The sequence below is a fragment of the Sulfitobacter profundi genome (assembly GCF_042661425.1).
Lineage (GTDB): Bacteria > Pseudomonadota > Alphaproteobacteria > Rhodobacterales > Rhodobacteraceae > Sulfitobacter > Sulfitobacter profundi.
This window is the reverse complement of record NZ_JBHSWA010000004.1, coordinates 153,271-177,299: the sequence shown is the minus strand read 5'-3', so window position 1 is coordinate 177,299 and position 24,029 is coordinate 153,271. Positions and strand designations below refer to the sequence as shown.

At 61.3% G+C, this 24,029-nt stretch carries 19 protein-coding genes and 7 pseudogenes; 17 read left to right on the top strand and 9 right to left on the bottom strand.

What is annotated here, in order from left to right:
- Nucleotides 1-95: 95 nt before the first annotated feature.
- Together repB and repA are read right to left on the bottom strand one after the other, a co-directional pair.
- Nucleotides 96-1,091: a plasmid partitioning protein RepB gene (gene repB, locus ACFQAU_RS20775; protein WP_132445406.1), complete on the bottom strand. Its 996-nt coding sequence runs from the start codon at nt 1,089-1,091 to the stop codon at nt 96-98.
- A pseudogene (gene repA / locus ACFQAU_RS20770) lies at nt 1,091-2,265 on the bottom strand (plasmid partitioning protein RepA). Before repA ends, repB begins: the two are co-directional and overlap by 1 nt.
- A gap of 451 nt (nt 2,266-2,716) precedes the next feature.
- On the opposite strand from repA, the gene ACFQAU_RS20765 reads away from it, so the two are divergent.
- The 3 genes and pseudogenes from ACFQAU_RS20765 (at nt 2,717) to ACFQAU_RS20755 (ending at nt 4,939) form a co-directional block, all read left to right on the top strand.
- Nucleotides 2,717-3,421 carry an ABC transporter permease gene (locus ACFQAU_RS20765; RefSeq protein ID WP_067628713.1) on the top strand — a complete coding sequence of 235 codons (705 nt, stop codon included), beginning with the start codon at nt 2,717-2,719 and terminating at the stop codon, nt 3,419-3,421.
- Nucleotides 3,421-4,130: pseudogene (locus tag ACFQAU_RS20760) on the top strand (energy-coupling factor ABC transporter ATP-binding protein). Before ACFQAU_RS20765 ends, ACFQAU_RS20760 begins: the two are co-directional and overlap by 1 nt.
- Nucleotides 4,127-4,939, top strand: a complete 813-nt coding sequence (locus ACFQAU_RS20755; protein WP_132445409.1) for an ABC transporter substrate-binding protein — start codon at nt 4,127-4,129, stop codon at nt 4,937-4,939. Before ACFQAU_RS20760 ends, ACFQAU_RS20755 begins: the two are co-directional and overlap by 4 nt.
- Before the next feature lie 42 nt (nt 4,940-4,981).
- On the opposite strand, the gene ACFQAU_RS20750 is transcribed toward ACFQAU_RS20755, so the two are convergent.
- The 5 genes and pseudogenes from ACFQAU_RS20750 to ACFQAU_RS20730 all read right to left on the bottom strand — a co-directional run bounded on the left by ACFQAU_RS20750 (nt 4,982) and on the right by ACFQAU_RS20730 (nt 9,441).
- Entirely contained in the window at nt 4,982-5,467 is a 486-nt protein-coding gene (locus ACFQAU_RS20750) for a DUF6505 family protein (protein WP_132445412.1), read from the bottom strand.
- Nucleotides 5,464-6,150, bottom strand: a complete 687-nt coding sequence (locus ACFQAU_RS20745; protein ID WP_386285030.1) for a biotin/lipoate--protein ligase family protein — start codon at nt 6,148-6,150, stop codon at nt 5,464-5,466. The genes ACFQAU_RS20750 and ACFQAU_RS20745 overlap by 4 nt, the downstream gene beginning before the upstream one ends.
- Before the next feature lie 25 nt (nt 6,151-6,175).
- Nucleotides 6,176-7,296: pseudogene (apbC, locus tag ACFQAU_RS20740) on the bottom strand (iron-sulfur cluster carrier protein ApbC).
- Entirely contained in the window at nt 7,250-7,453 is a 204-nt protein-coding gene (locus tag ACFQAU_RS20735) for a DUF6494 family protein (RefSeq protein WP_067628701.1), read from the bottom strand. The pseudogene apbC and the gene ACFQAU_RS20735 overlap by 47 nt, the downstream one beginning before the upstream one ends.
- 25 nt (nt 7,454-7,478) lie before the next feature.
- Nucleotides 7,479-9,441: pseudogene (locus ACFQAU_RS20730) on the bottom strand (4Fe-4S binding protein).
- Nucleotides 9,442-9,821: 380 nt separating this feature from the next.
- On the opposite strand from ACFQAU_RS20730, the gene ACFQAU_RS20725 reads away from it, so the two are divergent.
- The 14 genes and pseudogenes from ACFQAU_RS20725 to ACFQAU_RS20660 all read left to right on the top strand — a co-directional run bounded on the left by ACFQAU_RS20725 (nt 9,822) and on the right by ACFQAU_RS20660 (nt 21,516).
- Complete coding sequence (locus ACFQAU_RS20725) at nt 9,822-10,361, top strand: DUF3305 domain-containing protein (protein WP_067941244.1); 540 nt, start codon at nt 9,822-9,824, stop codon at nt 10,359-10,361.
- Entirely contained in the window at nt 10,358-10,999 is a 642-nt protein-coding gene (locus tag ACFQAU_RS20720; protein ID WP_132445424.1) for a DUF3306 domain-containing protein, read from the top strand. The genes ACFQAU_RS20725 and ACFQAU_RS20720 overlap by 4 nt, the downstream gene beginning before the upstream one ends.
- Nucleotides 10,996-11,604 carry a TorD/DmsD family molecular chaperone gene (locus ACFQAU_RS20715; protein WP_132445427.1) on the top strand — a complete coding sequence of 203 codons (609 nt, stop codon included), beginning with the start codon at nt 10,996-10,998 and terminating at the stop codon, nt 11,602-11,604. Before ACFQAU_RS20720 ends, ACFQAU_RS20715 begins: the two co-directional genes overlap by 4 nt.
- Before the next feature lie 65 nt (nt 11,605-11,669).
- A pseudogene (locus ACFQAU_RS20710) lies at nt 11,670-11,881 on the top strand (twin-arginine translocation pathway signal protein).
- 103 nt (nt 11,882-11,984) lie between these two features.
- Nucleotides 11,985-14,972, top strand: a complete 2,988-nt coding sequence (locus ACFQAU_RS20705; protein ID WP_132445433.1) for a formate dehydrogenase subunit alpha — start codon at nt 11,985-11,987, stop codon at nt 14,970-14,972.
- Between the two features lie 12 nt (nt 14,973-14,984).
- Complete coding sequence (gene fdh3B, locus ACFQAU_RS20700; RefSeq protein WP_067266580.1) at nt 14,985-15,578, top strand: formate dehydrogenase FDH3 subunit beta; 594 nt, start codon at nt 14,985-14,987, stop codon at nt 15,576-15,578.
- 66 nt (nt 15,579-15,644) lie between these two features.
- Complete coding sequence (locus ACFQAU_RS20695) at nt 15,645-16,844, top strand: formate dehydrogenase subunit gamma (RefSeq protein WP_132445436.1); 1,200 nt, start codon at nt 15,645-15,647, stop codon at nt 16,842-16,844.
- Nucleotides 16,845-16,875: 31 nt separating this feature from the next.
- Nucleotides 16,876-17,001 (top strand): hypothetical protein, encoded by a 126-nt coding sequence (locus ACFQAU_RS20690; protein ID WP_259950196.1) that lies wholly within the window; start codon nt 16,876-16,878, stop codon nt 16,999-17,001.
- 17 nt (nt 17,002-17,018) lie between these two features.
- Entirely contained in the window at nt 17,019-18,374 is a 1,356-nt protein-coding gene (locus ACFQAU_RS20685; RefSeq protein ID WP_120352435.1) for a sigma-54-dependent transcriptional regulator, read from the top strand.
- 244 nt (nt 18,375-18,618) lie between these two features.
- Nucleotides 18,619-19,376, top strand: a pseudogene (locus ACFQAU_RS20680) (amino acid ABC transporter substrate-binding protein).
- A 3-nt stretch (nt 19,377-19,379) separates the two neighbouring features.
- Nucleotides 19,380-20,054, top strand: coding sequence for an amino acid ABC transporter permease (locus ACFQAU_RS20675; protein WP_120352433.1), 675 nt, complete (start codon nt 19,380-19,382; stop codon nt 20,052-20,054).
- A complete protein-coding gene (locus ACFQAU_RS20670) occupies nt 20,051-20,785 on the top strand; it encodes an amino acid ABC transporter ATP-binding protein (RefSeq protein WP_132445439.1) in 735 nt (244 codons plus the stop codon). The genes ACFQAU_RS20675 and ACFQAU_RS20670 overlap by 4 nt, the downstream gene beginning before the upstream one ends.
- A 93-nt stretch (nt 20,786-20,878) precedes the next feature.
- Nucleotides 20,879-20,989 (top strand): annotated as a pseudogene (locus tag ACFQAU_RS20665) (AAA family ATPase); the annotation flags it as partial.
- A gap of 182 nt (nt 20,990-21,171) precedes the next feature.
- On the top strand, nt 21,172-21,516 hold the full coding sequence (locus ACFQAU_RS20660; RefSeq protein WP_386285130.1) for a hypothetical protein: 345 nt from the start codon (nt 21,172-21,174) through the stop codon (nt 21,514-21,516).
- Nucleotides 21,517-21,622: 106 nt separating this feature from the next.
- Here the strand turns inward: ACFQAU_RS20660 and dctP are convergent, their stop codons facing one another.
- Nucleotides 21,623-22,711, bottom strand: coding sequence for a TRAP transporter substrate-binding protein DctP (dctP, locus tag ACFQAU_RS20655; protein ID WP_067941242.1), 1,089 nt, complete (start codon nt 22,709-22,711; stop codon nt 21,623-21,625).
- Between the two features lie 21 nt (nt 22,712-22,732).
- Nucleotides 22,733-24,028, bottom strand: a complete 1,296-nt coding sequence (locus ACFQAU_RS20650; protein WP_067941246.1) for a TRAP transporter large permease — start codon at nt 24,026-24,028, stop codon at nt 22,733-22,735.
- Nucleotide 24,029: the final 1 nt, after the last annotated feature.

Here is a 24,029-nt window from a genome sequence, read left to right as displayed (position 1 = left end):
GAAGGTGCAAAGTTTGAGAAGGGCCTTCCGGGATTTATCCTGGGGGGCTTTTTTGTGGTCTTGGATGTGCCTCCTGTTGCTACTTCCTCAATTTCTCACGCGCGGGTCTTTTGCCAGCGGTCGTGAATCTCTTGCAAAAGCTCTTCTGCATGCGCATCGAGCCATGTATCAAATCCCTCGGCTGCACGGGCAGGGACGGTCACCGTCACCCCACGCTTGCCGCTGCGAATGTCCGCCAAAGCCTTGCCATCACGGCTCCGCAGGGTGCGGGGCTTGGCCGATGGGGCAGGGGAGGCGGCAGCTTTCTCGGGCTGGGCTGAGGCTTCGGAAAAGATCGCCTCGAACCGTTCATCTGAATTGAACCCTTCCCAGTCGGCCCGCGACATCCGTTTGTCCGCCCGCGCTTTTGCTGCGGGTTGCTCAAAGAGTTTGACCAAAGCCATCCAGCGATCCCGCCCGATGGACGGGGCAGAACCGATCTGGCGCAAGAAAGGTAGCTCGAACGCATGACCAACTTTGAGCATGCGACTGACCATAGGCAGATCGATCGACAGCGCGTCTGCGATTGTCTGCCGGTCATGCCCGCCCACGTCTAGCTGAGCAGCAAAGCTCGCCTTTTCGATAAACGACAGGTCCTGTCGCGCGGTATTCTCCTGCCCCTGCGCCATCACCAAAGCATGGTCGTCCAACTGGCGGACCATCGCCTTGACGGGCATCGCAAGCGCTTTCAGTGCCTGAAGCCGCCGCCGCCCGTAGACAATTTCGAACCGTCCGGGGGTTTTGGGATGGGGCCGAACGAGCACAGGAACCTGCTGCCCGTAAGTCTTGAGGCTGTCATGCAGCTGCTTCTGAGCCTGCGTATCAGTGCCTAAACGGTCTTCGACACCTGCCATGTCGATCAGATTACCGTCCATTTCCTGAACCGCGTTTTCTTGCATCCGGTTCAACGAAGACTGAAGCGCCCCCACCGCGCCGCGCGGCATTAAACTGGCCTTACCCCGGCTCTTATTAGGCTCTATCGAGGGGGATTTAGGCTTCTCCGGCTTCTCAACATTCGCCGGTGCAGAAGATAAAATGCCTTTACGTGCCATTACCGCCCCCATGCTTTCTGGATCATGCTTTCGATCTCATCATTCACAAGATTGAGTGAATCCACCGCCCGGTCATAGGTCGAGCGGTGAAATTGGGACCGGTCGACCTCATAAATCGTCTGATGCGTCAGCCCGGCATCCGAAATCGCGGTGGATTTCAGCATTGGTGCGACCATGACTTCCTCGTCAAAGAGCTGGCGCAAGAAGGATAGAACCTGCTGTTGCGGCCCATCATTCGGCTCGTACCGATTTATCAGGAAACGCAGGAAATCAAATTCCATGCTTGCTCCTGCATTAGAGACTACATCAAGCAGGTCCGCGCTCATCTGCAGGAACTGCGACATCGATGCGACGTCGAGCATGTTCGGGACGACAGTGATTAGCACGCCCGTCGAGGCGCAAAGCGCCGACATCGTGAGGTACCCCAGTTGCGGCGGGCAATCGAAGATAACCACGTCGTAATCTTGCTCTACGTCCTGCAGAGAGGTCGCCAACCGGGCGAAAAATGCTGGCTGGGTGTTGTTCAGCAGAGCTTGGGGGTTTCATGCTCAAACTCCTGAAGCATCAACCCGCCGGGAGCAAGATCAATGCCAGTAAAGAATGTTTTCTGAATGACATCGGCCAAAGGGACCGGATCGTCATATTGGATGGCATCGTAGATGGTCCCCGAGTTCAGGAAATCATACTCTGGCCGATAGCCAAAAAGCGTTGTTAGAGACGCTTGCGGGTCAATATCGACGCAGAGCACACGGTAGCCCTTCAAGGCCAGTCGTTGCGCCGCATGGATTGCGCTCGTCGTCTTTCCGCTGCCGCCTTTGAAGTTCAAAAAAGACAATACTTGCAGTTTGTCCCCGTCACGACGGCCACGCTGGTAGGCACCGCGCGATTTGGCCGTTGATTCAAGCGTGCGCCGGATTGAGAGCAGATCTTCAGCACTGTAATGCCGCCGCCCGCCCGGGCTTGTCTGAACGTCAACGACCTTATTGTCGAAATGGAGTTTGCGAAGGAAGCTGGTTGAAATTCCAAGCAATTCAGCCGCTTCTCCGGCTGAAAAGCGGCGTAGCTCCTTGCGCGCGTCGGGCGCAAAGACCTTCAACATGTGACTTTCCAACGCCTCGGAAAGCGTTTCCGCATTACGGCGGATCCGTGTATTGATGTGTACAGTGTCCGTCACATCTGCCCTCGCTCTCAGTAACGCTATTATTCGGTAGCGCTTTTGTTTCCGTTACTTAATGCCATTAAAGCGATGCGTGCAATAGATTCTTGCGCGAGGAGAGGGAAAGACGGCATCGATAGTCGGAGCTACGATCAAAGATAGTCCGGGCTTTTACGTCTAAGGGTCTGTATTTATTTGTTAAAACTATCCTTGGAAATGAGAATGAGCTCATCATGAGCCGGATGGCCAGCATTTCGCGGTTTTGCCGTAGTTAGAGCCACATACCCGATTTGCGAGAATCATGGGATGGGTCATCCTGACCTTGCGCGGCCGAGATCACGGTGAGTTTCAAGCCAGTCTGTCTCTTCCGGCAATTTCGGTCCCGGTGGCTCTGGCGTCGGCAGGTCAGTCCTGACACTGTGCGGGAAAAGGGGGCTTTGGGCCCCAAGTCGGGGGAGGCCACTGCGGGATGGTCGATATTTGGAGCGGACTGACGCAGGCCTTTTGGCTTGTCTTCACGCTTGATCCCGAGTTGGTTGAGATCGCCGGTCGGTCATTGCAGGTGACCGTCTCCGCCTTGGTCGTTGCCTGCCTGATTGCCCTCCCCCTCGCGGCATTGGTCGCCGTAAAACGGTTTCGCGCACGGCGCTTGGTGATCGCGGTTTTAAATGCGCTCATGGGGCTGCCGCCGGTCGTGGTGGGGCTCATCGTTTATGTGGTCCTTTCCCGCTCCGGGCCCCTTGGCGTGTTGGGGCTGCTTTTTACCCCCACGGCGATGATCATAGCGCAGGTGATCATTATCGTGCCGCTCATTGCCTCGATCGCGCATCAGTCGATCCGCGAACTTTGGCAGGAATATCATGATCTGTTGATTTCGATGAATGTCACGCAGGGCCAAAAGATACGGACCCTGCTTTGGGATTCCCGCCGTGCGCTCCTCACTGCCGCGCTCGCAGGTTTTGGCCGCGCGATTGGGGAGGTGGGGGCGATCATGATCGTCGGGGGCAATATCGACCATGCGACGCGGGTGTTGACCACCGCGATCGCGCTTGAGACCGGAAAGGGTGAGTTTGCCTTGGCGCTCGCCCTCGGTTTCGTACTGATCGGGCTGGCCGTGGCGGTGAACCTCGCGATCCATTGGCTGGGCCGCACCGAACGGGAGGGCCGGTGGTGATGCAGCTTTTCCCGATGCAGGCCAGCGCGGTCGAAAGCCGAAGACGCGGGCAACGGCTGGTGGGACCGATTGATCTGACGCTAGACGGGCAGGGCGCCACGGTCGTTATCGGCCCGAACGGCGCGGGCAAAACCACGCTGTTGCAATTGCTGCATGGCACCGCGCGGCTCTCTGCGGGGCGGATCGACTGGGCCTGCACGACCGAAGAGGCGCGGCATCATCAGGCATTCGTTTTCCAGCGGCCCGTCATGCTCCGGCGCACGGTTTTGGAGAACCTTGTCTATCCGTTGCGCCTGCGTGGTGTCGCAAAGGCAGAGGCCCGTCAGGCTGCGGAGGAATGGGCCGCACGCGTCGGGTTAGAGCCGCTTTTGGGCCGCGCAGCCCCTGTGCTATCGGGTGGCGAGCAGCAGAAACTGGCCCTCGCCCGCGCCCTGATCTGCAAGCCCAAGCTGCTGTTTCTCGATGAGCCCTGTGCCGCATTGGATGGCCGTGCGACCCGCGAGATCGAGGCGATTTTGCAATCGGCGAAATCTGCCGGCACGCGGCTGATCCTTTCGACACATGACCACGGTCAAGCCCGCCGTTTGGCCGACGATGTCTTGTTCCTTCTGGGGGCCGTCTGCATGAGGCCGGTCCCGCGACTATGTTTTTCAACCGACCTGAGACCCCAGAGGCGCAGGCATTTTTAAGAGGAGATATCGTAGAATGAAACATTGGATTGTAGGCGCAATTTCCGCGCTGGCGATGAGCGGTGCGGCGCAGGCCGCGGACGTGATGAAAATGGCGGTGACGACATCGTTCAACAACTCCGGTCTCGCGGATGTTCTCTTGCCTCAGATCGCAGCGGATCTTGATCTCGATGTGCAATTGTTGGTCGTCGGGACCGGCCAGGCGATCAAGCTAGGCGAATCCGGGGACGTGGACGCGATCCTGGTCCATTCGCGCAAAGCCGAGGAGGCTTTCGTCGACGCGGGGTTCGGCAGCCACCGAACGGAAATCATGTACAACGATTTCGTCTTCATCGGTCCAAAAAGCGATCCGGCGGGCATCGCATCCTCGGGTGCGGCCACCGAAGCATTGAGCGCAATCGCCGGCAAAGAGTCTGATTTCGTGAGCCGAGGGGATGACAGCGGCACCCATAAGAAAGAACTGTCGCTTTGGGCTGAAGCGGGGGTCGATCCGGCAGAGTTCGGCGATTGGTATAGCGCCGTCGGGGCAGGCATGGGGGCGGCGCTCAACACCGCCTCGGGGATGCCTGCCTATGTGATGTCGGACCGGGCAAGCTGGCTGAACTTCGGCAATAAGGGGGATCTGGCGTTGCTCTATGCGGGCGATCCGGTTCTGTTTAACCAATATGCCTATCTGCCGGTGAACCCCGAGCGTCACGGCCATGTCAAAAATGATCTGGCTCTGAAGCTCGAAGACTGGCTGACATCGGACCGGGCGAAAGCGCTGATCAACGACTATAAGATCAATGGTGAGACACTATTCGTGTTCAACGCGGAAGGTGCCGAATAACCTGAGTTAGAGACCATCCGCGCACAAACCGGCGCGGATGGTTCACTCGGGCAGGTCGCCGTGGATCGCGAATTGCTCTAGTCCTGCATCCTGCGGCTGGATCATGCGAAAGCTTTCACGGACGCCCGCGTCGGTCAACTCGCGCGCCACGGTGAGCAGACAGTTGGGCGCGTGATCGGCGCAGAGGTCGATCATCTGCGCCAACTCCTCTTTCGCCACGGGACGCGCGGCATCGACCGAAGGTGCACCGTAGTAGGTAACGAAATGCTGCGCCAGGAGCGCGGCGAGGGCCTCTACCTCGGCTTCTTCGATCTGGGTCACGGCGACAAAGGTCACGCGGCCAAAGGTTTCGAGCCCGAGCCAGCCGTTGGCGAAGGCTTGGCGGGCTTTGCCAGTCAGGTCGCCCTCGGTCCAATCGGAAAACTCGAATCCGCCAGAGATGCACCATTCCCCGGTGCGGGCGGGTGAGGCGAAGACGTTGCGGTCGCTCTCATCGAAATGGATCGCGCGGGCAAGTTTGAGGGTCATGGTGCGGGCTCCAATAAGGTGGTGAGCGGGATCAGGCGGGTCGTCTCTCCCGCGCGCAGTAACATGCCGAAGTCCTCGTCGACACCGATGAATGTACCGCTTGCGCCCTGCGCGGTCACCTCTTCGTCGATCCCGTAGGCCAAGCCGCGCCATTCGCCATGCAGGCTGGCAGGGCCGAGGTCTTCCCAGCGGTTGATCCAATGCAGCGTGTGCCGCGCCCAGGATTCGACAAGGGCAGGGGGCTGCACCTCGGCGCAGCCTTCGGCATAGAGCGCGGTTTGATCCGGGTTTAGACCCGTTTGCGCCATGTCAGGGTCGTTCGCAGGGTAGAGCGGCAGGGTGAAACCGACGACGAGCCAATCGGGCACCGCCGTCGGATCGGTTGTCGAGGCCATCATCCGGAGCGCGCCGCAGGCCGCACCGTTCACGCGGATGCCGCCGTTCCATTCCAGTTGCACCGCGACTTCGGGCGGCGAGAGCGCGCCGAGGGCGTTTTGAAAGCCCACCCCGCAGAGCGGCAGCATCGCCACCGCGCGGGCCAGCGGCACCTCGGGGGCAAAGACCAAGGCCGCCTGCATCTCGGCCCCGTCAAGCCGGTAGGTGATCAGACCCGCATCGCAGCCCTCGGCCGCGCGGGCGCAGGCGGCGGCAAGGGCATCGCCCACGACCGCCTCGCCCGACATCAGCGGGGGAAGGACAGCGGTTCGCTCATGCGGCGCCAGCGTCCACGAGTTGCTTGGCGATGGCGTGAAAGGCCGCGGCCTGCTTGCTATCCGGCTGGCTGACGGTGATCGGCGCGCCGCCGTCGGAGGCGAGACGGATCTGCAGATCGAGCGGCACTTCGGCCAGCAGGGGCACGCCCCATTTCTCGGCTTCAGTCGCGACGCCGCCGTGGCCGAAAACATGCTCTTCGTGGCCGCAATTGGTGCAGATATGCGTCGACATGTTTTCGATCATGCCGAGGATCGGCACCTTCAGCTGGTTGAACATATCGATGCCCTTGCGCGCGTCGATCAGAGCCACATCCTGCGGTGTAGAGACGATAACCGCCCCATCCACATGGGCCTTTTGCGCCAGCGTCATCTGCACGTCGCCGGTGCCGGGCGGCAGGTCCACGATCAGCACGTCAAGCGCGCCCCATTGCACCTGCGTCATCATCTGCTGCAGCGCGCCCATCAGCATCGGCCCGCGCCAGACCACGGCTTGGTCTTCGTTGGTCATCAGGCCAATCGACATCATGGTAACGCCGTGGTTGCGCATCGGCAGGATGGTCTTGCCATCGGGCGAGGCGGGGCGGCCAGAGACGCCGAGCATGCGCGGCTGGCTGGGGCCGTAGACATCGGCATCCAGCAGCCCGACCCGGCGGCCTTGGGCGGCCAGCGCACAGGCGAGGTTCGCGGAAACGGTGGATTTGCCGACGCCGCCCTTCCCCGAGGCGACGGCGATGATCCGGTCGACGCCGGGGATTTTTGCGGGCCGGTTGGCTCCGCTTTGCGCTGAGGCTTGAGGTCAGGCGGCGGGGCTTTCTCGCTGTGGCCGGTCAGCACGATGGAGACTTTCGAGACCCCCTCGACCTGCGCCAGCGCCGCTTCGGCCAGCGCCTTGGCCTCCTCATAGGCTTTGGCTTGGGCGGGCGGGATTTCCATCACGAAACGCACCGCGCCCGCGTCATCCACATTCAGCGCGCGCATCACGCCGCTGGCCACGATGTCTGTCCCCGTGGCCGGATCGGTCACGGTCTTCAAGGCGGTCAAGACCGCTTCCTGCTGGCTGTCACGTCGCTTATGCCTCGCCCTTGTCCGCGCCGGCGATGGTGCCGTCGATCTCATGCTCAAGGCCCAGTTCGGGGATGGTGATCACGGCCTTGACCGCAAACTCTTTGCCGCTGGTGTCATGGTCGCGCATGGCCTTTTCGATGGCCTGCTGCGAGGTCACGCCGACCTGTTTGAGAAACTTGCGCATCGACATGTTGAAGTCTTCGCTCATGGGTGGCTCCTGTGCTGTGGGCGGCCTAGTGGTCGCGCCGTTTGGAGAGATAATCGTCGGTGGTCCGAGGGCGCGGGCGTTCGTTGCCGGTCATCGGGTTGTTGGTGCTGTGATACTGCGCATTGATCCGGCAGTCATCGCACATCTGGATCATCCGCAGTTTTGCCTCGTCGGCAAACATCGAATGGCTGCGCAGCTTGTCGGTGATTTTCTCCACGGTGGATTTCACACCAAAGAGGCTTCCGCATTCGACGCAGGCAAAGGGCTCTTCCTCGTTCAGCACGCGCTGGCTCAGCGCGGCTTCGGTCAGGTCGAGGCGCGGCGCGAGGGTGATGGCATCCTCGGGGCAGACATTGGCGCAGAGCCCGCATTGCAGGCAGGCGTCTTCCTGAAAGCGCAGTTGCGGCAGGTCCGGGTTGTCGCCGAGCGCGCCCGAAGGGCAGAGCGACACGCAGGACAGACACAGCGTGCAGGCATCTTTGTCGACCAGAACGGCGCCGTAGGGCGCACCCTCGGGCAGGTCCAACACCTCGGCCTCGGGGTTGAGCGCCCGCGCTGCCTGCCGGGCGATCTGGCGGCGGCTGCCCATGGGGCGCACCGGCTGGGCGACGGGGGCAGGGGCCTCGCTGTCATAGAGGATGTCGGTCAGCGCCTCGGGGTCGGGGGTGTCAATCAGCGACATCCGCGCGTCCCCCGCAATGGCGCGGGCCAGCGCGGTCTGCGTCTCAATCGCGTCGCGGTCGGCCTTGGGGCCAAGCAGAAGCGAGACATGGGCGAACCCGGCGGCGAGCGCGGCCAGCGCCTCAGCATGGCCAAAGGCGGCGAGCGCATCGAGCGCCATCGGCACCACATCGGCAGGCAGCCCGCGCCCGTGGCGTGCGGCAAGGCGGATCATCTCGGCGCCATGGGCGTCATGCACCATCAGGCGCGGCGCTTCGCCGCCCGCTTCGAGATAGGCACGCGCCAGTGTCTGCACCCGGCGCATGGTGAAATCGACGGGCGGCGCGTCATAGCTGATCGCACCCGAGGGGCAGGCCGAGGAACAGGCACCGCAGCCCGCGCAGATCATCGGGTCGATCGCAACATGATCGCCGTCGGGCGTGATTGCGCCAGTGGGGCAAAGGTCCAGACAATTGGTACAGCCGGTTTGCCCCGCGCGGGAATGGGCGCAGAGCAGCGGCTCGGTCCGCACATAGAGCGGCTGCTCAAATGTGCCGGTGAGATGCGAGGCAGCCAACACGGCGGCGGCCACGGCAGGCGGGTGGCCGGGATCGGCGCGCAGGTAGCCTTCGCGTTTTTCATGCGCCGGGAACAGCGGCGTCTCGCCGCGCAGGTCGATGATGATGTCACATTGGCTGCGCGCACCGTCGCGCGGCGCGGTCCAGTTGAGCGGTCCCCGGCCACGCGGGTCGACCTGCCGCAGCGCGTCGATCACCACTTCGAACTGTCCAAGCGCGCCCTTGGCACGGCGCAGCTTGCCGGAAATGAGGTCAAAATCGCGCACCTCGGGCAGATTGTCCTCGGCCTGTGTCACCGCGTCGTCCATCAACAGCGTGACACTCAGGTGGTCCTTGAGCTGTGCCGCCGCCTCCAGCGCCGCCGGGCCGCGCCCCACGATCAGGCAAAGCCCTTCGGAGCCGACATCGATGGTTTTCTCTGCCGGGGCGTCCAAAAGCGCCTCGGCTGCAAGGGCGGACATTTTGGGTAGTTTGTCACGGGGGTCATCCGACCATCCGGCCCGGTCGCGCAGGTCCAAGAAGGGGGCAGGGGCTGGCCTAGTTCCTCGGCCAATTCGGTAAAGACCCGCTCTTCTTGGGTGCAGCATAAAATTGCGTCCCCGGCAGTCAGGGCCTTGGCCGCCCGGTCGATCTGGGTGGTGCAGAGGGCCGAACAGGGGGCGCGACCGCCAAACCGCTGCGCTCGGCCAATGCATCGGAATCGATACGCTGCGACCCTGCGCAATCGCATGTTATCAATGTCTTGGCCATGAATTTTCCCTTATCTCGCACGACATTCCGCAGCCCATCTGGGCAGGGCAGAGGCCCCAAGCTAGACGGGATTTGCCACCCCCTACAACCGAAATTCGCGGCGCGGCGGTGCTGCTCCTAGGCGGTGAAGCAGGCAGAAACAGCGGTCAGCCGGGGCAGTGATTCGAATTTTGCGATTCACTCATTTTCCGAGCGAAATACTCAAGTTAGACAATTAGGCCGAGGCGCCATTGGCGGGCCAAGCCGATGGGCCATCTTGTCTCGAAAGCCGGGTTTTTCGGGCTTTGGCGCGGATTTGCGCTTCCCCGGACCAGCCTTAGAGGCGAAGGTCGTTGAAACGGAGGAGCAATTTGATTCACAACCCGACAATGTATCGGACGATGCCCTTGGGCATTGTACTGCGGCGCGCGCCGGGGGTGACCCGTTGGGCCAAGTGGAGCTGGAAAGCGACCGCCGTGCTGCCCGGTGCCGGGGAGGCCGATTGGCGCGAGCTGCGCCGCGACGGCGAGATCGTCGAGTACCACGCCGCCACGCTCAAGCTGGACCTCCACGGAGCCGAGACCGAAGCCTATGTCCACGGGCTCGGCGCGGATGTGCCATGTGTCTATGTTGTGATGCGCCCCATTCCGGGTGCAACCGACCGCCCCTTCAAACTCGCGCTGGTCACAGCATCGCCCTATGAGGCGCAGGATTATTGCGACAGCGCCGAAGAGGTGGTTGAAAAGGTCGCGATGACGCCGGGTCTGTTGGCATGGGTGCAAGAGTTCGTCGAAGAGTTCCACCAAGAGGAAGCCTTCGTCAAACGCCGCCGGGATCGTCTGCGCACTGATCTTAAACAAGACGGGATCGGGGATCCGCGCATTGAAAAGCCTGCGGACATCTATGCATCGCCCGCGCTGAAACGAAAGCGTCTGGCATGAGCGGTTTTTGGCAGAAACGCCGCGCCGCCGTCGCGGCTGAGGCAGAAGCCGAAGTGCGCGTTCACGCAGCGCAGGTGGCAGAGGCTGAAGAAGCCGCGCTGGCCGAGCGCAGCGATGATGACCTGCTGGCCGAGTTCGATCTGCCCGCGCCCGAGGATCTGGTGAGCGGCGAACAACTGCGTGCCTTTCTCAAGGCGCAACTGCCCCAACGGCTCAAGACCCGCGCGCTGCGCAGCTTTTGGAAAACCAACCCAGTGCTGGCCTGCCTTGACGGGTTGAACGATTACGACGACGATTACACAGCGGCGGCGACAGCTGGGAAACCGGTTAACACGATCTATCAAGTGGGCCGCGGCATGGTCTCGAAGGTCGAGGAGGTGCTGACCGCTGAGGCCGACGCACCCGAAGAGACGGTTGAGAGCGCCAACAATGACGCGCCCGTTCTGGCCTCGACCCATGATGTCGTCGTGCCCGGCCCCCGCCGGACCGAAACGGCGCTGGCCCCAGATGCGCCTCTTGAGGTGCATCATGCCGCCCCGGAAGAAGAAGCCGAAGCGCAGCCCGCGCCGACCCACCGCCGGATGCGGTTTCAATTTGCCAGCGATCTGGCACAGGACATGGAAGGTAGCAGCGCATGACCCAATTGGCCGCGACGCCCCTGCCCGAAGAAGACCGCCTGCGCGCGGACCTTTACAACTTCATGGGGCTAATCCTTTCCGGGCCGCCGGATCAGATCTTGTTGGATCAATGCGCGGGTCTGTCGGGGGATGACAGCGAGTTGGGGCAGGGCTTCAAGACGCTGTCCAAACTCGCCGCCAAAACCAAACCGTCGGGCGCCGAGAGTGAGTTCAATCGGCTTTTCATCGGGCTGGGTCGGGGGGAACTTCTGCCCTATGCCAGCTTCTATCTGACCGGCTTTCTCAACGAAAAACCGCTGGCCGCGCTGCGGCAAGACATGGTGGCGCGCGGGTTGGAACGGGCAGCGAATGTGTTTGAGCCCGAAGACAACATCGCTTCGCTCATGGAGATGATGGGCGCGATGATCGCAGGCCGTTTTGCGTCCCCCGCGACGCTGGCGCAGCAAAAGACATTCTTTAACCGGCATATCGCCCCTTGGGCTGGGCACTTCTTTGCCGACCTCGAAGGCGCGAAAAACTCGGTCTTCTATGCCCCCGTGGGCAAAATTGGCCGTGCCTTCATGCAGATTGAAGCCGAAGCCTTCCGGCTCAGCAAAGACGACTAGACCCACCGCGATGAGACAGGCGGGGCCACGCGCCCCTGAACAAGAGACGTAACAGGAGAGAGAAGATGACACGCAAGCCAGAGGGTACCACCGACGCACCCGTTCGCAAGGACCGGCGCGACTTCCTGAAATTCGCGGGCTCCGCCGCCCCTTGGCCGCCGTTGCCGTGGCCACCACAGGGACCGAGGCCGAAGCGGCCCAAGCCCCCGACCTGTCGTCGGTCCGCATCCAAGACACCGAACACACGCGGGCCTATTACGCCGCCGCGCGGTTCTGATCAGATAACCGGGGCGAGGCCCCGAAAACTTGGCAAGGCGATAACACCCGCCGTTCAATAGCCACCTCAGGCGGGGACCAGCCCGCGCATAGGGAGTGAAGATATGTTGAGGAAAAAGACCAATGGGGTCGCGCGGTCTGCGCAGCGGACAGGCATCATGTCCGATGTGGCGCGCAGCGGTATTGACCGGCGCGCGTTCCTGCGCGGTTCGGGCCTTGCCATCGGCGGGCTTGCCGCAATCGCAGGCACCGCGGGCAGCGTGCAACAGGCATCAGCCGCCACCGCAGCCGTCAGCGGAAAGATGGAAGTCAAGAAATCCGTCTGCACCCATTGCTCGGTCGGCTGTACCGTCATCGCCGAAGTGTCGGACGGTGTTTGGCTCGGTCAAGAACCCGGTTGGGACAGCCCCTTCAACCTCGGCGCGCATTGCGCCAAGGGCGCCTCGGTCCGTGAGCACGCCCATGGTGAGCGCCGCCTGAAATACCCGATGAAGAAAGTCGGCGGCGAATGGCAGCGGATTTCTTGGGAGCAGGCGATCAACGAGATCGGCGATCAGATGCTGTCGATCCGTGATACCTCCGGCCCGGATTCGGTCTACTGGCTCGGCTCGGCGAAACACTCCAACGAACAGGCCTATCTGTTCCGCAAATTCGCCGCCTACTGGGGCACCAACAACGTCGACCACCAGGCGCGGATCTGTCACTCTACCACCGTGGCAGGCGTGGCGAACACATGGGGCTACGGCGCCATGACCAACAGCTACAACGACATCCACAAGTCGCGCGCGATCTTCATCATCGGCGGCAACCCCGCCGAGGCGCACCCGGTGTCGCTGCAGCACGTGCTGAAAGCCAAAGAAGAGAACAACGCGCCGCTGATCGTCTGCGATCCGCGGTTCACCCGCACCGCGGCCCATGCCGACGAATATGTGCGGATGCGTCCCGGCTCTGACGTGGCGCTGGTCTGGGGTATCCTCTACCATATCTTCGAGAACGGTTGGGAGGATGAGGAATTCATCCGCACCCGCGTCTGGGGCATGGATGAAATCCGTCAGGAAGTCGCCAACTGGACCCCCGATGAGGTTGAGCGCGTCACCGGCGTGCCCGGCGAACAGCTTCAGCGCGTCGCGCGGACACTGGCCAACCACCGCCCCGGCACAGTGATCTGGTGCATGGGTGGCACGCAGCACACCAACGGCAACAACAACACCCGCGCTTACTGCATTCTGCAGCTGGCCTTGGGCAACATGGGCACCGCCGGTGGCGGCACCAACATCTTCCGCGGCCACGACAACGTGCAGGGCGCGACCGACCTTGGCGTTCTGGCCGATACGCTGCCGGGCTACTACGGCCTGTCCGATGGCTCTTGGGCGCATTGGGCGCGGGTCTGGGGTGAGGATCTGGAATGGATCCAGAGCCGCTTCGCCTCGTGGACCGATGGCGCGGGCGAAGAGCAAAAGATGATCAACCTCACCGGCATCCCGGTGTCGCGTTGGATCGATGGTGTGCTTGAGGACCGTGAGAACCTTGAGCAGCCCGACAACACCAAAGCCATGGTGCTCTGGGGCCACGCGCCGAACTCGCAGACCCGTCAGGGTGAGATGAAAACGGCGATGGAAAAGCTCGACCTGCTGGTTGTGGTCGACCCATACCCAACCGTCTCTGCCGTTCTCCACGATCGGACCGACAACACCTATCTGCTCCCGGCCTGTACGCAGTTCGAAACCTCCGGTTCCGTGACCGCATCGAACCGCTCGCTCCAGTGGCGCGAAAAGGTCGTCGAGCCGCTGTTTGAAAGCCTGCCGGACCATACGATCCTCTATAAGTTCGCCAAGAAGTTCGGCTTTGATGATCGCATGTTCCGCAACATCGAAGTGAACGGTGAAGAGCCGCTCATCGAAGACCTGACGCGCGAGTTCAACAAAGGCATGTGGACCATCGGCTATACCGGGCAGTCGCCCGAGCGGATGAAAATGCACATGCAGAACCAGCACACCTTCGACAAAACCACTCTGCGTGCCAACGGCGGCCCGGCGGATGGCGATTACTACGGCATGCCATGGCCCTGCTGGGGCACGCCCGAGATGAACCACCCCGGCACGGCGAACCTTTACGATCTGTCGCTGCCAGTGGCCGAAGGCGGCCTGACCTTCCGCGCCCGTTTTGGTGTGGAACGTGACGGTGAAAACCTGCTGGCTGAAGGTGTCTATTCCAAAGGCTCCGAGATCAAAGACGGCTATCCTGAGTTCACGATGCAGATGCTGACGGATTTGGGCTGGGACGGCGATCTCACAGCGGAGGAACGCGCCATCATCGAAGCGGTCGCAGGTTACGAGAAGCCTGAAAATGCGGACGATGGCCAAGAAGAGGTCGGTGAAACCTCGCAGCAAGGCGAGATGGAATCCGATTACGTGGCCCAAGTCGGTGGCATCAACTGGAAGACCGACCTTTCGGGCGGCATCCAGCGGGTCGCGATTGAACATGGCTGCGCGCCTTTCGGGAACGCCAAGGCCCGCTGCGTGGTCTGGACCTTCCCCGACCCGGTGCCAAAACACCGCGAGCCGCTCTATTCCAACCGGCGCGATCTGGTGGCGGATTATCCGACCTACGAAGACAAGACCTTCTGGCGGGTGCCGACGCTTTATGCCTCGATCCAAAAGAACGACTTCTCGAAGGAATTCCCGCTCATCCTCACATCTGGCCGTCTGGTCGAATATGAGGGCGGCGGGGACGAGACCCGGTCGAACCCATGGCTTGCCGAGCTGCAACAGAACATGTTCATCGAGATCAACACCCGTGACGCCAACAACCTCGGCGTGCGCGACGGGTCCGATGTCTGGGTCGAAGGGCCCGAGGGCGGCAAGATCAAGGTGATGGCCATGGTCACCGAACGGGTGGGCGAGGGCGTGGCCTTCATGCCCTTCCACTTCGGCGGGCACATGGAAGGTGTCAGCCTGCGGGACAAATACCCCGACGGGGCCGATCCGATCGTTCTGGGCGAAAGCACCAACACGGTTCAGACCTACGGCTACGATTCAGTGACGCAAATGCAGGAGACCAAAGCGACTCTCTGCAAGATTATGCCAGCGTAAGGAGACAAGAGAATGGCAAGAGCAAAGTTTCTCTGCGATGCCGAGCGCTGCATTGAATGCAACGCATGTGTAACGGCTTGTAAGAACGAACACGAAGTCCCTTGGGGCATCAACCGCCGCCGCGTGGTAACCATTCAAGACGGCCAACCGGGCGAACGCTCGATCTCGGTCGCCTGTATGCACTGCTCGGACGCGCCCTGTATGGCGGTCTGCCCGGTGGATTGTTTCTACCAGACCGACGATGGCATCGTTCTGCACTCCAAGGACCTCTGCATTGGTTGCGGTTACTGCTTCTACGCCTGCCCCTTCGGCGCGCCGCAGTATCCGCAGGCTGGCAACTTCGGCAGCCGCGGCAAGATGGACAAATGTACCTTCTGCGCCGGTGGCCCCGAGGAAAACCACTCTCAGGCGGAGTTCCAGAAGTACGGCCGCAACCGGATCGCGGAAGGCAAACTGCCAATCTGCGCCGAGATGTGTTCGACCAAGGCGCTTCTGGCCGGTGACGGGGACATGGTCTCCGACATCTACCGCGAGCGTGTTGTCGCGCGCGGCTTTGGCTCCGGCGCTTGGGGCTGGGGCACGGCTTACGAGCAAAAAGGCCAGTAACGGCTTTCGGGGCGGCCTGACCGGGTCGCCCCTTTTCTCCATATCTGTCTAGCCGGGGGATTTCCCATGCTGCGCCACCTGATGGCTCTTTTCATTCTCGCCTTGGCCGCGCTGCCGGTCAGCGCCACGGCGCAGGACGTGCGCCTGCCCGAGAACGCGACCCCCTCGGCCATTGACCGCGCCAACACCGGCGGCGCGCAGAACCTGGCCGACATCGAACGCCGCCAAAACGGGGCCGAGATTGACGACGGGTTCCGGCGCAACAATCTGGGCGGCGACGCTGCAACGGTGCCGGGCCTTGGCCCGCTTGGCGGGCGCTCGGACCCGGACCTGTGGCGCGGCATCCGCTATAACGAATTGCCCGTGCGCGTCAGCACGATGAACAAGACGGGCCGCGTCTTGGTGCAAGACAACGGCATGTGGTGGCAACAATTCCGCGAAGGGCCGCTGGCAACCTACGGCGCTTGGCTTCTTGCCGGGACGCTGGCCGTGCTCTTGCTGTTCTATCTCCTGCGGGGGCGGATCCGCATCGAAGGCGGCAAGGTCGGGCGTACCATAACCCGTTTCAAAGCGATCGAACGGTTTGCCCATTGGATGCTGGCCGGGTCTTTCATCCTGCTTGCCCTGACGGGATTGGCCACGCTCTTTGGCCGCAAGGTGGTCATTCCGCTCTTGGGGCATGAGTTTAACTCGGTGCTGCTGACCGGGTCCAAGTTCATCCACAACAACGTGTCATGGGCCTTTATGATTGCGCTCGTCATGGTCTTTGTGATGTGGATTTGGCACAATATCCCGAACAAGACCGATTGGGTTTGGATCAAGCAAGGCGGCGGTTTCATCGGCGACAAACACCCGCCCGCGAAAAAGTTCAACTTCGGGCAAAAGATCGTTTTCTGGGCCGTGATCCTGCTGGGCTTCTCGGTCTCGCTCTCGGGGCTGTCGCTGCTGTTTCCCTTCGAGATCCAGCTTTTCGGGCATACCTTCAACCTTATCAATGACATCGGCATGGCCGAGGCCGCAGGCCTTGGCCCGCTTCAGGGCGATCTGACGCCGCATGCGGAAATGCAATATGCCCAGCTTTGGCACGCGATCATCGGCTTTCTGATGATGGCGGTGATCTTGGGGCACATCTATATCGGGACACTCGGTATGGAAGGCGCCTTTGACGCCATGGGCAACGGCGAGGTTGATGAACGTTGGGCCGAGCAGCACCATTCGCTCTGGCTTGATGAGGTCAAAGATGACAAGCGGACCCCCGCAGAATGATGGGCGGCGTTCAGGTAAAAGGATACGCGCAATGAAAGCCATGCTGGCAGGGTTTCTGGGCGTCGCGGTGATCGGCGTTGTGGCCTATTTCGGACTGCATGAGATAGGCTTTTCCTCGGCTGAGGTCTATTCAGGTGAAAACGTCCGGTTGGACTGACACCGAAGAGGCATATCATGGCGGCAGGCGATGAATACGGCGGCACGCTCGAGGGCGCGTCGATCCTTGTGATCGACGACGAACCGGGAATGCGCCATTTCCTGACCAAGATTTTGGAGCCGCGTGTCAAGCGCGTGGCACAGGCCGCGTCGCCTGCAGAGGCCACCAAACTCTTGGACGAGGCGCATTTCGATGTGGTCGTTCTGGACAATGTCATGCCCGGCAAAACCGGGCTGGAATGGGTGGTCGAGCAGCGCCGCAAAGGGTTTTACGCCGACACGGTTCTGATCACCGCCTATGCCGATCTGGAAACCGCCATCGCCGCGCTGCGCGCGGGCGTCAGTGATTTCGTGCTGAAACCCTTCCGGGCGAACCAAATCCTCGGCGCCGTTTCCCGCACGCTCGACCGCAAGAACCTGCGCCGCGACAACACGCTGTTGCGGCGTGAATTGCAGGGCGGGGCAGCGGTGCAGATGCTTGGCAAGTCCGAGGCCCTGTCGAAGGTGCGCGGGATGCTGAACCGGCTTGCCCCGGTCCCGACGCCGGTGCTTTTCACTGGGGCCAGCGGCACCGGCAAGGAGTTGGCCGCGCGGCAACTGCACCAGATGTCTGACCGCGCCGACCATCCTTTCGTTGCGGTCAACTGCGCCGCCATTACGCCGGATCGGATCGTGCCTGAACTCTTCGGTGCGGTGGAGGGGAACGAAACCCTACAGCCGGGGCTGTTCCTTTTGGCCGATGGCGGCACGCTGTTCCTTGATGAAGTGGCGCAGATGCCGGAGCAGTTGCAGGCGGCTTTGTTGCGAGTACTGGAAGATCAACGCATCCGGCCCGAAGGGGCCGAGCGGGAAATTCCGCTGAGCCTGCGGTTCCTTTTCGCCACAAATGCCGATTTGCCCAAAGCGGTGGAGGAGGGGCGTTTCCGCGCAGACCTTTATCACCGGATGAATGTTGTCGAAGTCGCGATGCCGCCGCTCAAGGACCGCTCGGATGATATCGTCGAACTGGCGGCGATGTTCATGCAGCAATTCTCGACCGCGCTTGGCATGCCCGCGCTGCGGTTGGATGCCGAGACATTGCTGAAACTGCGGCGCTACGATTGGCCGGGCAATGTACGAGAATTGCGAAATTTGATCGAACGCTCGGTCATCCTCGGCAGCCTGCCCGAAGCCTTTGCGGGCCATGGCACCGTCGATGGGCCAAGGGCAATCGAGGATCTTGAACTGGTCACACAGCGCCACATGCTGCACATTCTTGATCTTTCGGGCGGCAACCGGGCCGAGGCCGCGCGGCGTTTGGGTGTCTCTCGCAAAACTGTCGACCGCAAGCTTGCCGCTTGGGCCGCTGAGGGGCTGGATATCGACGCGCTTTGAGGGGCGCAAAGCTATGTAAATTGCGCATATCCGTCCCGCAGCTGAGGAATCAATCCTGCCTTTTGGGAATTCTGTTCTGCCTCTGGGGCCACAGTAGGAAATTCGACCCGCGCATACCCGATGGCCAAAGCTCCCATTCCATCTTAACCCATCCCGCCCGTCAAACGTTCCTGTTTCAGCAATGGTGTTGAAGCGGGCGGCGCCCGGTGACATCTGATGCTCAAGCGTTACAGGAGTAAATTCAATGCTGAAACAGATCGTTACCGCCACCGTGCTCGCCGCGGTTTCTGGCACCGCAGCCTTCGCCCAAGACAATGAAACGCTCCGCGTGGGCATGTCGGGCGGCTATTTCCCCTTCACCTTCGTTAAGCAGGACGTGCTTCAGGGTTTCGAAGTCGACGTGATGAATGCTGTCGGCGAAGAGGCGGGCTTTGAGGTTGAATTCGAAACCATGGCCTTTTCCGGCCTGATCGGCGCGCTGGACGCAGGCCGCATCGACACGATCGCCAACCAGATCACCATCACGCCAGAGCGTGAGGAAAAGTTCGCCTTTACCGCGCCTTACGTATTTGATGGCGCGCAGGTCGTGACCAAAGAGGGCAACGAAGAGATCGGTGGCGTCGAAGACCTGCGCGGTAAAACCGTTGCGGTCAACCTCGGCTCGAACTTCGAGCAGCTTTTGAACGAACTCGACTTTGCAGATGAGATCGAGATCAAGACCTATGAGTCCAACATCGCCCAAGACACCGCGCTTGGCCGGGTGGATGCATTCGTGATGGACCGGGTTTCCTCTGCCCAGCTGATTCAGGAGAGCCCCTGCCGCTGCAACTGGCAGGCAAGCCGTTCTCCGAAATCCGCAACGCGCTGCCGTTCCAAGACAATGACGAAGGCCGCGCCCTGCGGGACCGTGTCGACACCGCACTGGAGTCCCTGCGCGAAGACGGTACACTGACCGAAATCTCGGACAAATGGTTCGGCACTGACATCACCAAAGCGGAGTAACCCATGCGGGCGCTAGACCTTGACTACATGCTGGGGCTGGTGCCCGTCATATTGGGCTATGTACCGTTAACTTTGTTCATGGCGGTGGCGGGGATGGTCTGTGCACTCATCCTCGCCTCGCTTTTGGCTGTCGAACGGGTGGCCAAAGTGCCTGTTCTCGACTGGTTCGTGATCGTCTTCATCAGCTTTTTCCGCGGCACGCCGCTGCTGGTGCAGTTGTTTCTGTTCTACTTTGGCCTGCCGCAGGTGCTGTCATTCCTGTCGGATATCAACGGCGTGACCGCCGCCATCATGGGCCTGACCTTGCATTTCTCGGCCTATATGGCCGAGAGCATCCGCGCCGCGATCATGGGGGTCGACCGCAGCCAATGGGAGGCCGCGCAATCCATCGGCATGACCCAAGGCCAGATGATGTGGCGCATCATCCTGCCACAGGCCGCCCGGATCGCCGCGCCCACATTGGTCAATTATTTCATCGACATGATCAAAGGCACCTCGCTGGCATTTACTCTTGGCGTGACCGAAATGATGGGCGCAGCCCAGAAAGAGGCGGCGGGCAGCTTTCTCTACTTCGAGGCCTATCTCGTTGTGGCGATGATCTATTGGGTCATTGTCGAAGCGCTTAGCCAGATGCAAAAGCGGCTTGAAACCTATCTAAACAAGGCGTTCGTCCGATGATTGATATCACTGGCCTGACCAAACATTTCGGCGGCGCGCCGGTCCTCAATGGCATTGATTTGCAGATTGCGGAAGGCGAGCGCGTGGTTGTCATCGGCCCCTCCGGCACGGGCAAATCGACCCTGCTGCGCTGTCTCAACTTCCTCGACGTGCCGCAGGCGGGGACCATTCGCATCGGCGATGTGACGGTTGACGCCGCGAAGGTGCGCAAGGCCGACATTCTGGCGCTGCGCCGTCGGACTGCGATGGTGTTTCAGAACTACGCCTTGTTCGCCAACAAGACGGCGAAAGAGAACATCATGGAGGCGCTTGTCACCGTGCAAAAGCGCCCCAAGGATGAGGCCGAGCAGCGCGCGCTTTCGGTCTTGGCCGAGACCGGATTGGCCGACAAGGCCGACAGTTTCCCCGCGGCGCTGTCCGGCGGGCAGCAGCAACGTGTCGGCATCGGTCGCGCGATGGCGCTTGGGGCCGAGCTGATGCTGTTCGATGAGCCGACATCCGCGCTTGATCCTGAATGGGTCGGTGAGGTGCTGGACCTGATGCGCGCGGTGGCAGAGCGCAAGCAAACCATGCTGATCGTGACCCATGAGATGCAGTTCGCCCGCGAGATCGCGGATCGGGTGATCTTTATGGACGGCGGCAAGATTGTTGAGAGCGGCCCGCCATCTGAGATTTTCAGCGCGCCCAAGGATGCGCGATTGCAAAAGTTTCTCAAGCGTGTCGAGGGCTAGGCGGGTGCCGCGCGCCTGTCGCGAGGTATTTGTCGCTTTTACCGGCTTGGCCCGTTATGCTGCGGTGCAGAGAACCTATTGAAGGCTTGGCAAATGAGCGCCCGGATTATCTGTGTAGCCCAACAAAAGGGTGGGGCAGGCAAGACCACCCTCGTTTCGAACTTGGCGATTGCCTATTTGGCAGCGGGCAAAAGCGTGGGCCTGTTGGATACGGACCCTCAAGGCAGCCTTGGCAAGTGGCTCGACATTCGCGAAGAGATGCTTGGGCTTGATCCAAAACTGAAGTTCGCCACGGCGACCCCTATGGGATATCCCGCGCCATCCGGACGGTCGGCAACGAGGCTGATGTCATTCTCATCGATACGCCCCCAAAGGCGGATAGCGATGTGCGTTGGGTCCTGCGCGACTCGGATCTGGTGCTGGTGCCGGTATCGGCCAGTCAGGCCGATGTCTGGGCAACCCATGACGTATTGGATTTGGCCGAGCGGGCGCAGAAACCGACGCATATCGTGATGAACCGCACCCGCGCCGGCACGCGGGTCGGCGATGACGTGGCCAAGTCGGTGGCCGAGCTTGGGGCCGGGCGGCTTGACGCGTCGCTGGCCAACAGAGTGATCTACGCCGATGCCCTTGGCCGGGGTCTGGGTGTGGTCGAGGCGAAAAAGTCCGGCCCTGCCGCGGATGAAGTCCGCGCGCTAGCGCAAGAGGTCGCAGGCATTCTTGAACTGTAGTCCCGGCTGAGCGGGGTTAATTCTGTCTCGGTACAGACTAAGCCCCCGAAAACGTAAAAAGGCCCGCCATTTGGCGGGCCTTTCCGTTAGAACCGATAGGCTCAGATCACTCCGCGCAGGCGCGGATTTTTTCGATGTCCGGACCGTTGGGCGTGCGGCCCAAGTTGAACGGCGCCGAGGCGTCACGCCATTTGGCGTAGTCGTTCAGATACTCCAACTGGCTCAGGTAAACCTTTGCGGAATCGGGGTTCTCACAGGCGGTTTCTTCGATGGTTTCGTTGGCCATTTCCTGAACGGTGGCCAGCGTTTCATCGTCGTAGCGGTTGATCTCGATGCCCGCATCGAGGAACTGCTGATAGGCTTCGGTCGCGCGCTTCTCGGTGAAGGAGAGCGACCAGACGAGGTTAGCCTGTGCCGCGATTTCAAGCGCTTCGCGGGTTTCGTCCGACAGCGCGTCCCACGCGCCTTTGTTGATCATCACACCGAAGATCGACGCCGACTGGTGCCAGCCCGGTGTCGCCCAGTATTTGGTGACCTGCTGGAAACCGCCCGAGAAGTCGACGTTGGGGGTCGAGAATTCGGCACCATCAATCACGCCGCGCTCAAGCGACTGGTAGATTTCGCCACCGGCCATGGAGACCTGAGAGCCACCCAGTTTCTCCAACAGACGGCCTTGCTCAAGACCCGACAGACGCAGACGCTTGCCCTTGAGGTCTTCCAGCGTAACGATCTGCTCGTTGGTGCGGAAACCGGATTCGTTGTTGGTCACGCCGTAGGGCAGATAGACCATGCCGAACTTGCCGTAGATCTCGTTATAGAGTTCTTTGCCGCCCCATTGTTCGATCCAGTTGACGTAATCAACCGCGTTGAACAGGCTCGCCGTGGTCGCCAGCGGCGAGAAGGCAGAGTTGCGGCCAGCCCAGTAACCGGGCCAGTCGGCGCCAGCCTGCACGGTGTTCGATTCAACCGCGCCGAAAACTTCGCCTGCGGGCACGAGGGAGCCGCCTTCGAAGAATTCGATGGTCAGGTCTTCGCCAGTCAGCTTGTTGGCCAGATCAACGAAGTGTTTGTCGATCTCGATCAGTTCCAGCGAAGTGGGCCATGTGGTGGTCATGGTCCAGTTGTCTTGGGCCGCGGCCTGCGTGCCAAAGCCAGCGCAGAGTGCCAGACCGGCAAGTGTTGATTTCAATTTCATAATATTCTCTCCTCCGTTGATTTATTTTGTATAGAGCGTTTCCGGCAGCCAAGTGACAAGCTGCGGGAACAGGGCGATGGCCACGCACATCATCAGGATCAACCCGATGAACGGCAGCACACCGACGATGATATGCGACGTCTTGACCTCGCGCGGCGCAATGGCGCGCAGGTAGAATAGCGCATATCCAAAGGGCGGGGTGAGGAAGGACGTCTGCAAAACCACCGACATCAGGACGACGAACCACAACAGGCTCACGTCCATCTCCTGCACGATGGGCAGGAAGATCGGGAAAGACAGCAGCACAATGCCGGTCCAATCAAGGAATGCACCGAGGATGAAGACGATGAACATCATCATCGCGATCAGCATCCAAGGGGCCATATCGAGGTTGCGGATGATCTCTTGCGTGGCGCGCAGACCCCCGGTGATGTTGAACACGCCGGTGAAAGCGGTGGCGCCCACAACGATAAACAAGATCATCGCCGAGGTGCGGCCCGTTTCCAGCATCGCGCCGTAAAAGCTGGCCCAAGTGAACTTGCGCCGCATGATCACGATGACCAGCGCCAGCGCCGCGCCAATGGCCGAGGCTTCGGTCGCCGTGGCGATGCCCGCCAGAAGCGAGCCGAGGATGCCAAGGATCAGCACCAGCGGCGGCACGGCTTCGATCAGCAGCATACGCACAAGCGCGGGTTTAGAGATCTTCTCATCCGGCTCAACCGCCGGGGCCATATCCGGCCGCACCACGGCCACGATAAAGACCCACACCGCATAGAGCAGCCCCAGCACCACGCCCGGCACCATCGCACCGGCGAAAAGCTCGCCCACCGACAGGGGCGAATAGGAGGCCATAAGGATCAACATGATCGACGGCGGGATCAGAATGCCCAGACAGCCGGAGGCCGCGATGACGCCGGTGGTCAGTGTCGGGCTGTAGCCATATTGCAGCATCGGGCGCAGGGCCATCACGCCCATCACGGTGATCGACGCGCCGATGATGCCGGTGGTGGCGGCCAGCAGGATCGAGATGAAGACCACCGCCAGCGCCAGACCGCCGCGGATGTTCGACATCAAAAGCCGAAGCGATTCGAACATCTTATCCGTCACGCCCGAATCGGACAGGAACCGCGCCATCAAGATGAACAGCGGAATCGCGATCAGCGTGAAGTTGTCGAGCACATCGCCGAAAATCCGGTTGATGACGATGCCCAGCACCATGGGCTTGCCAGCGATGACAGCGCCCAAAACGGCGGTGCCGCCCAGAACGAAGGCCAGCGGGTGGCCCATGAAAAGGCCCAGCAACAGCAGGCCAAACATG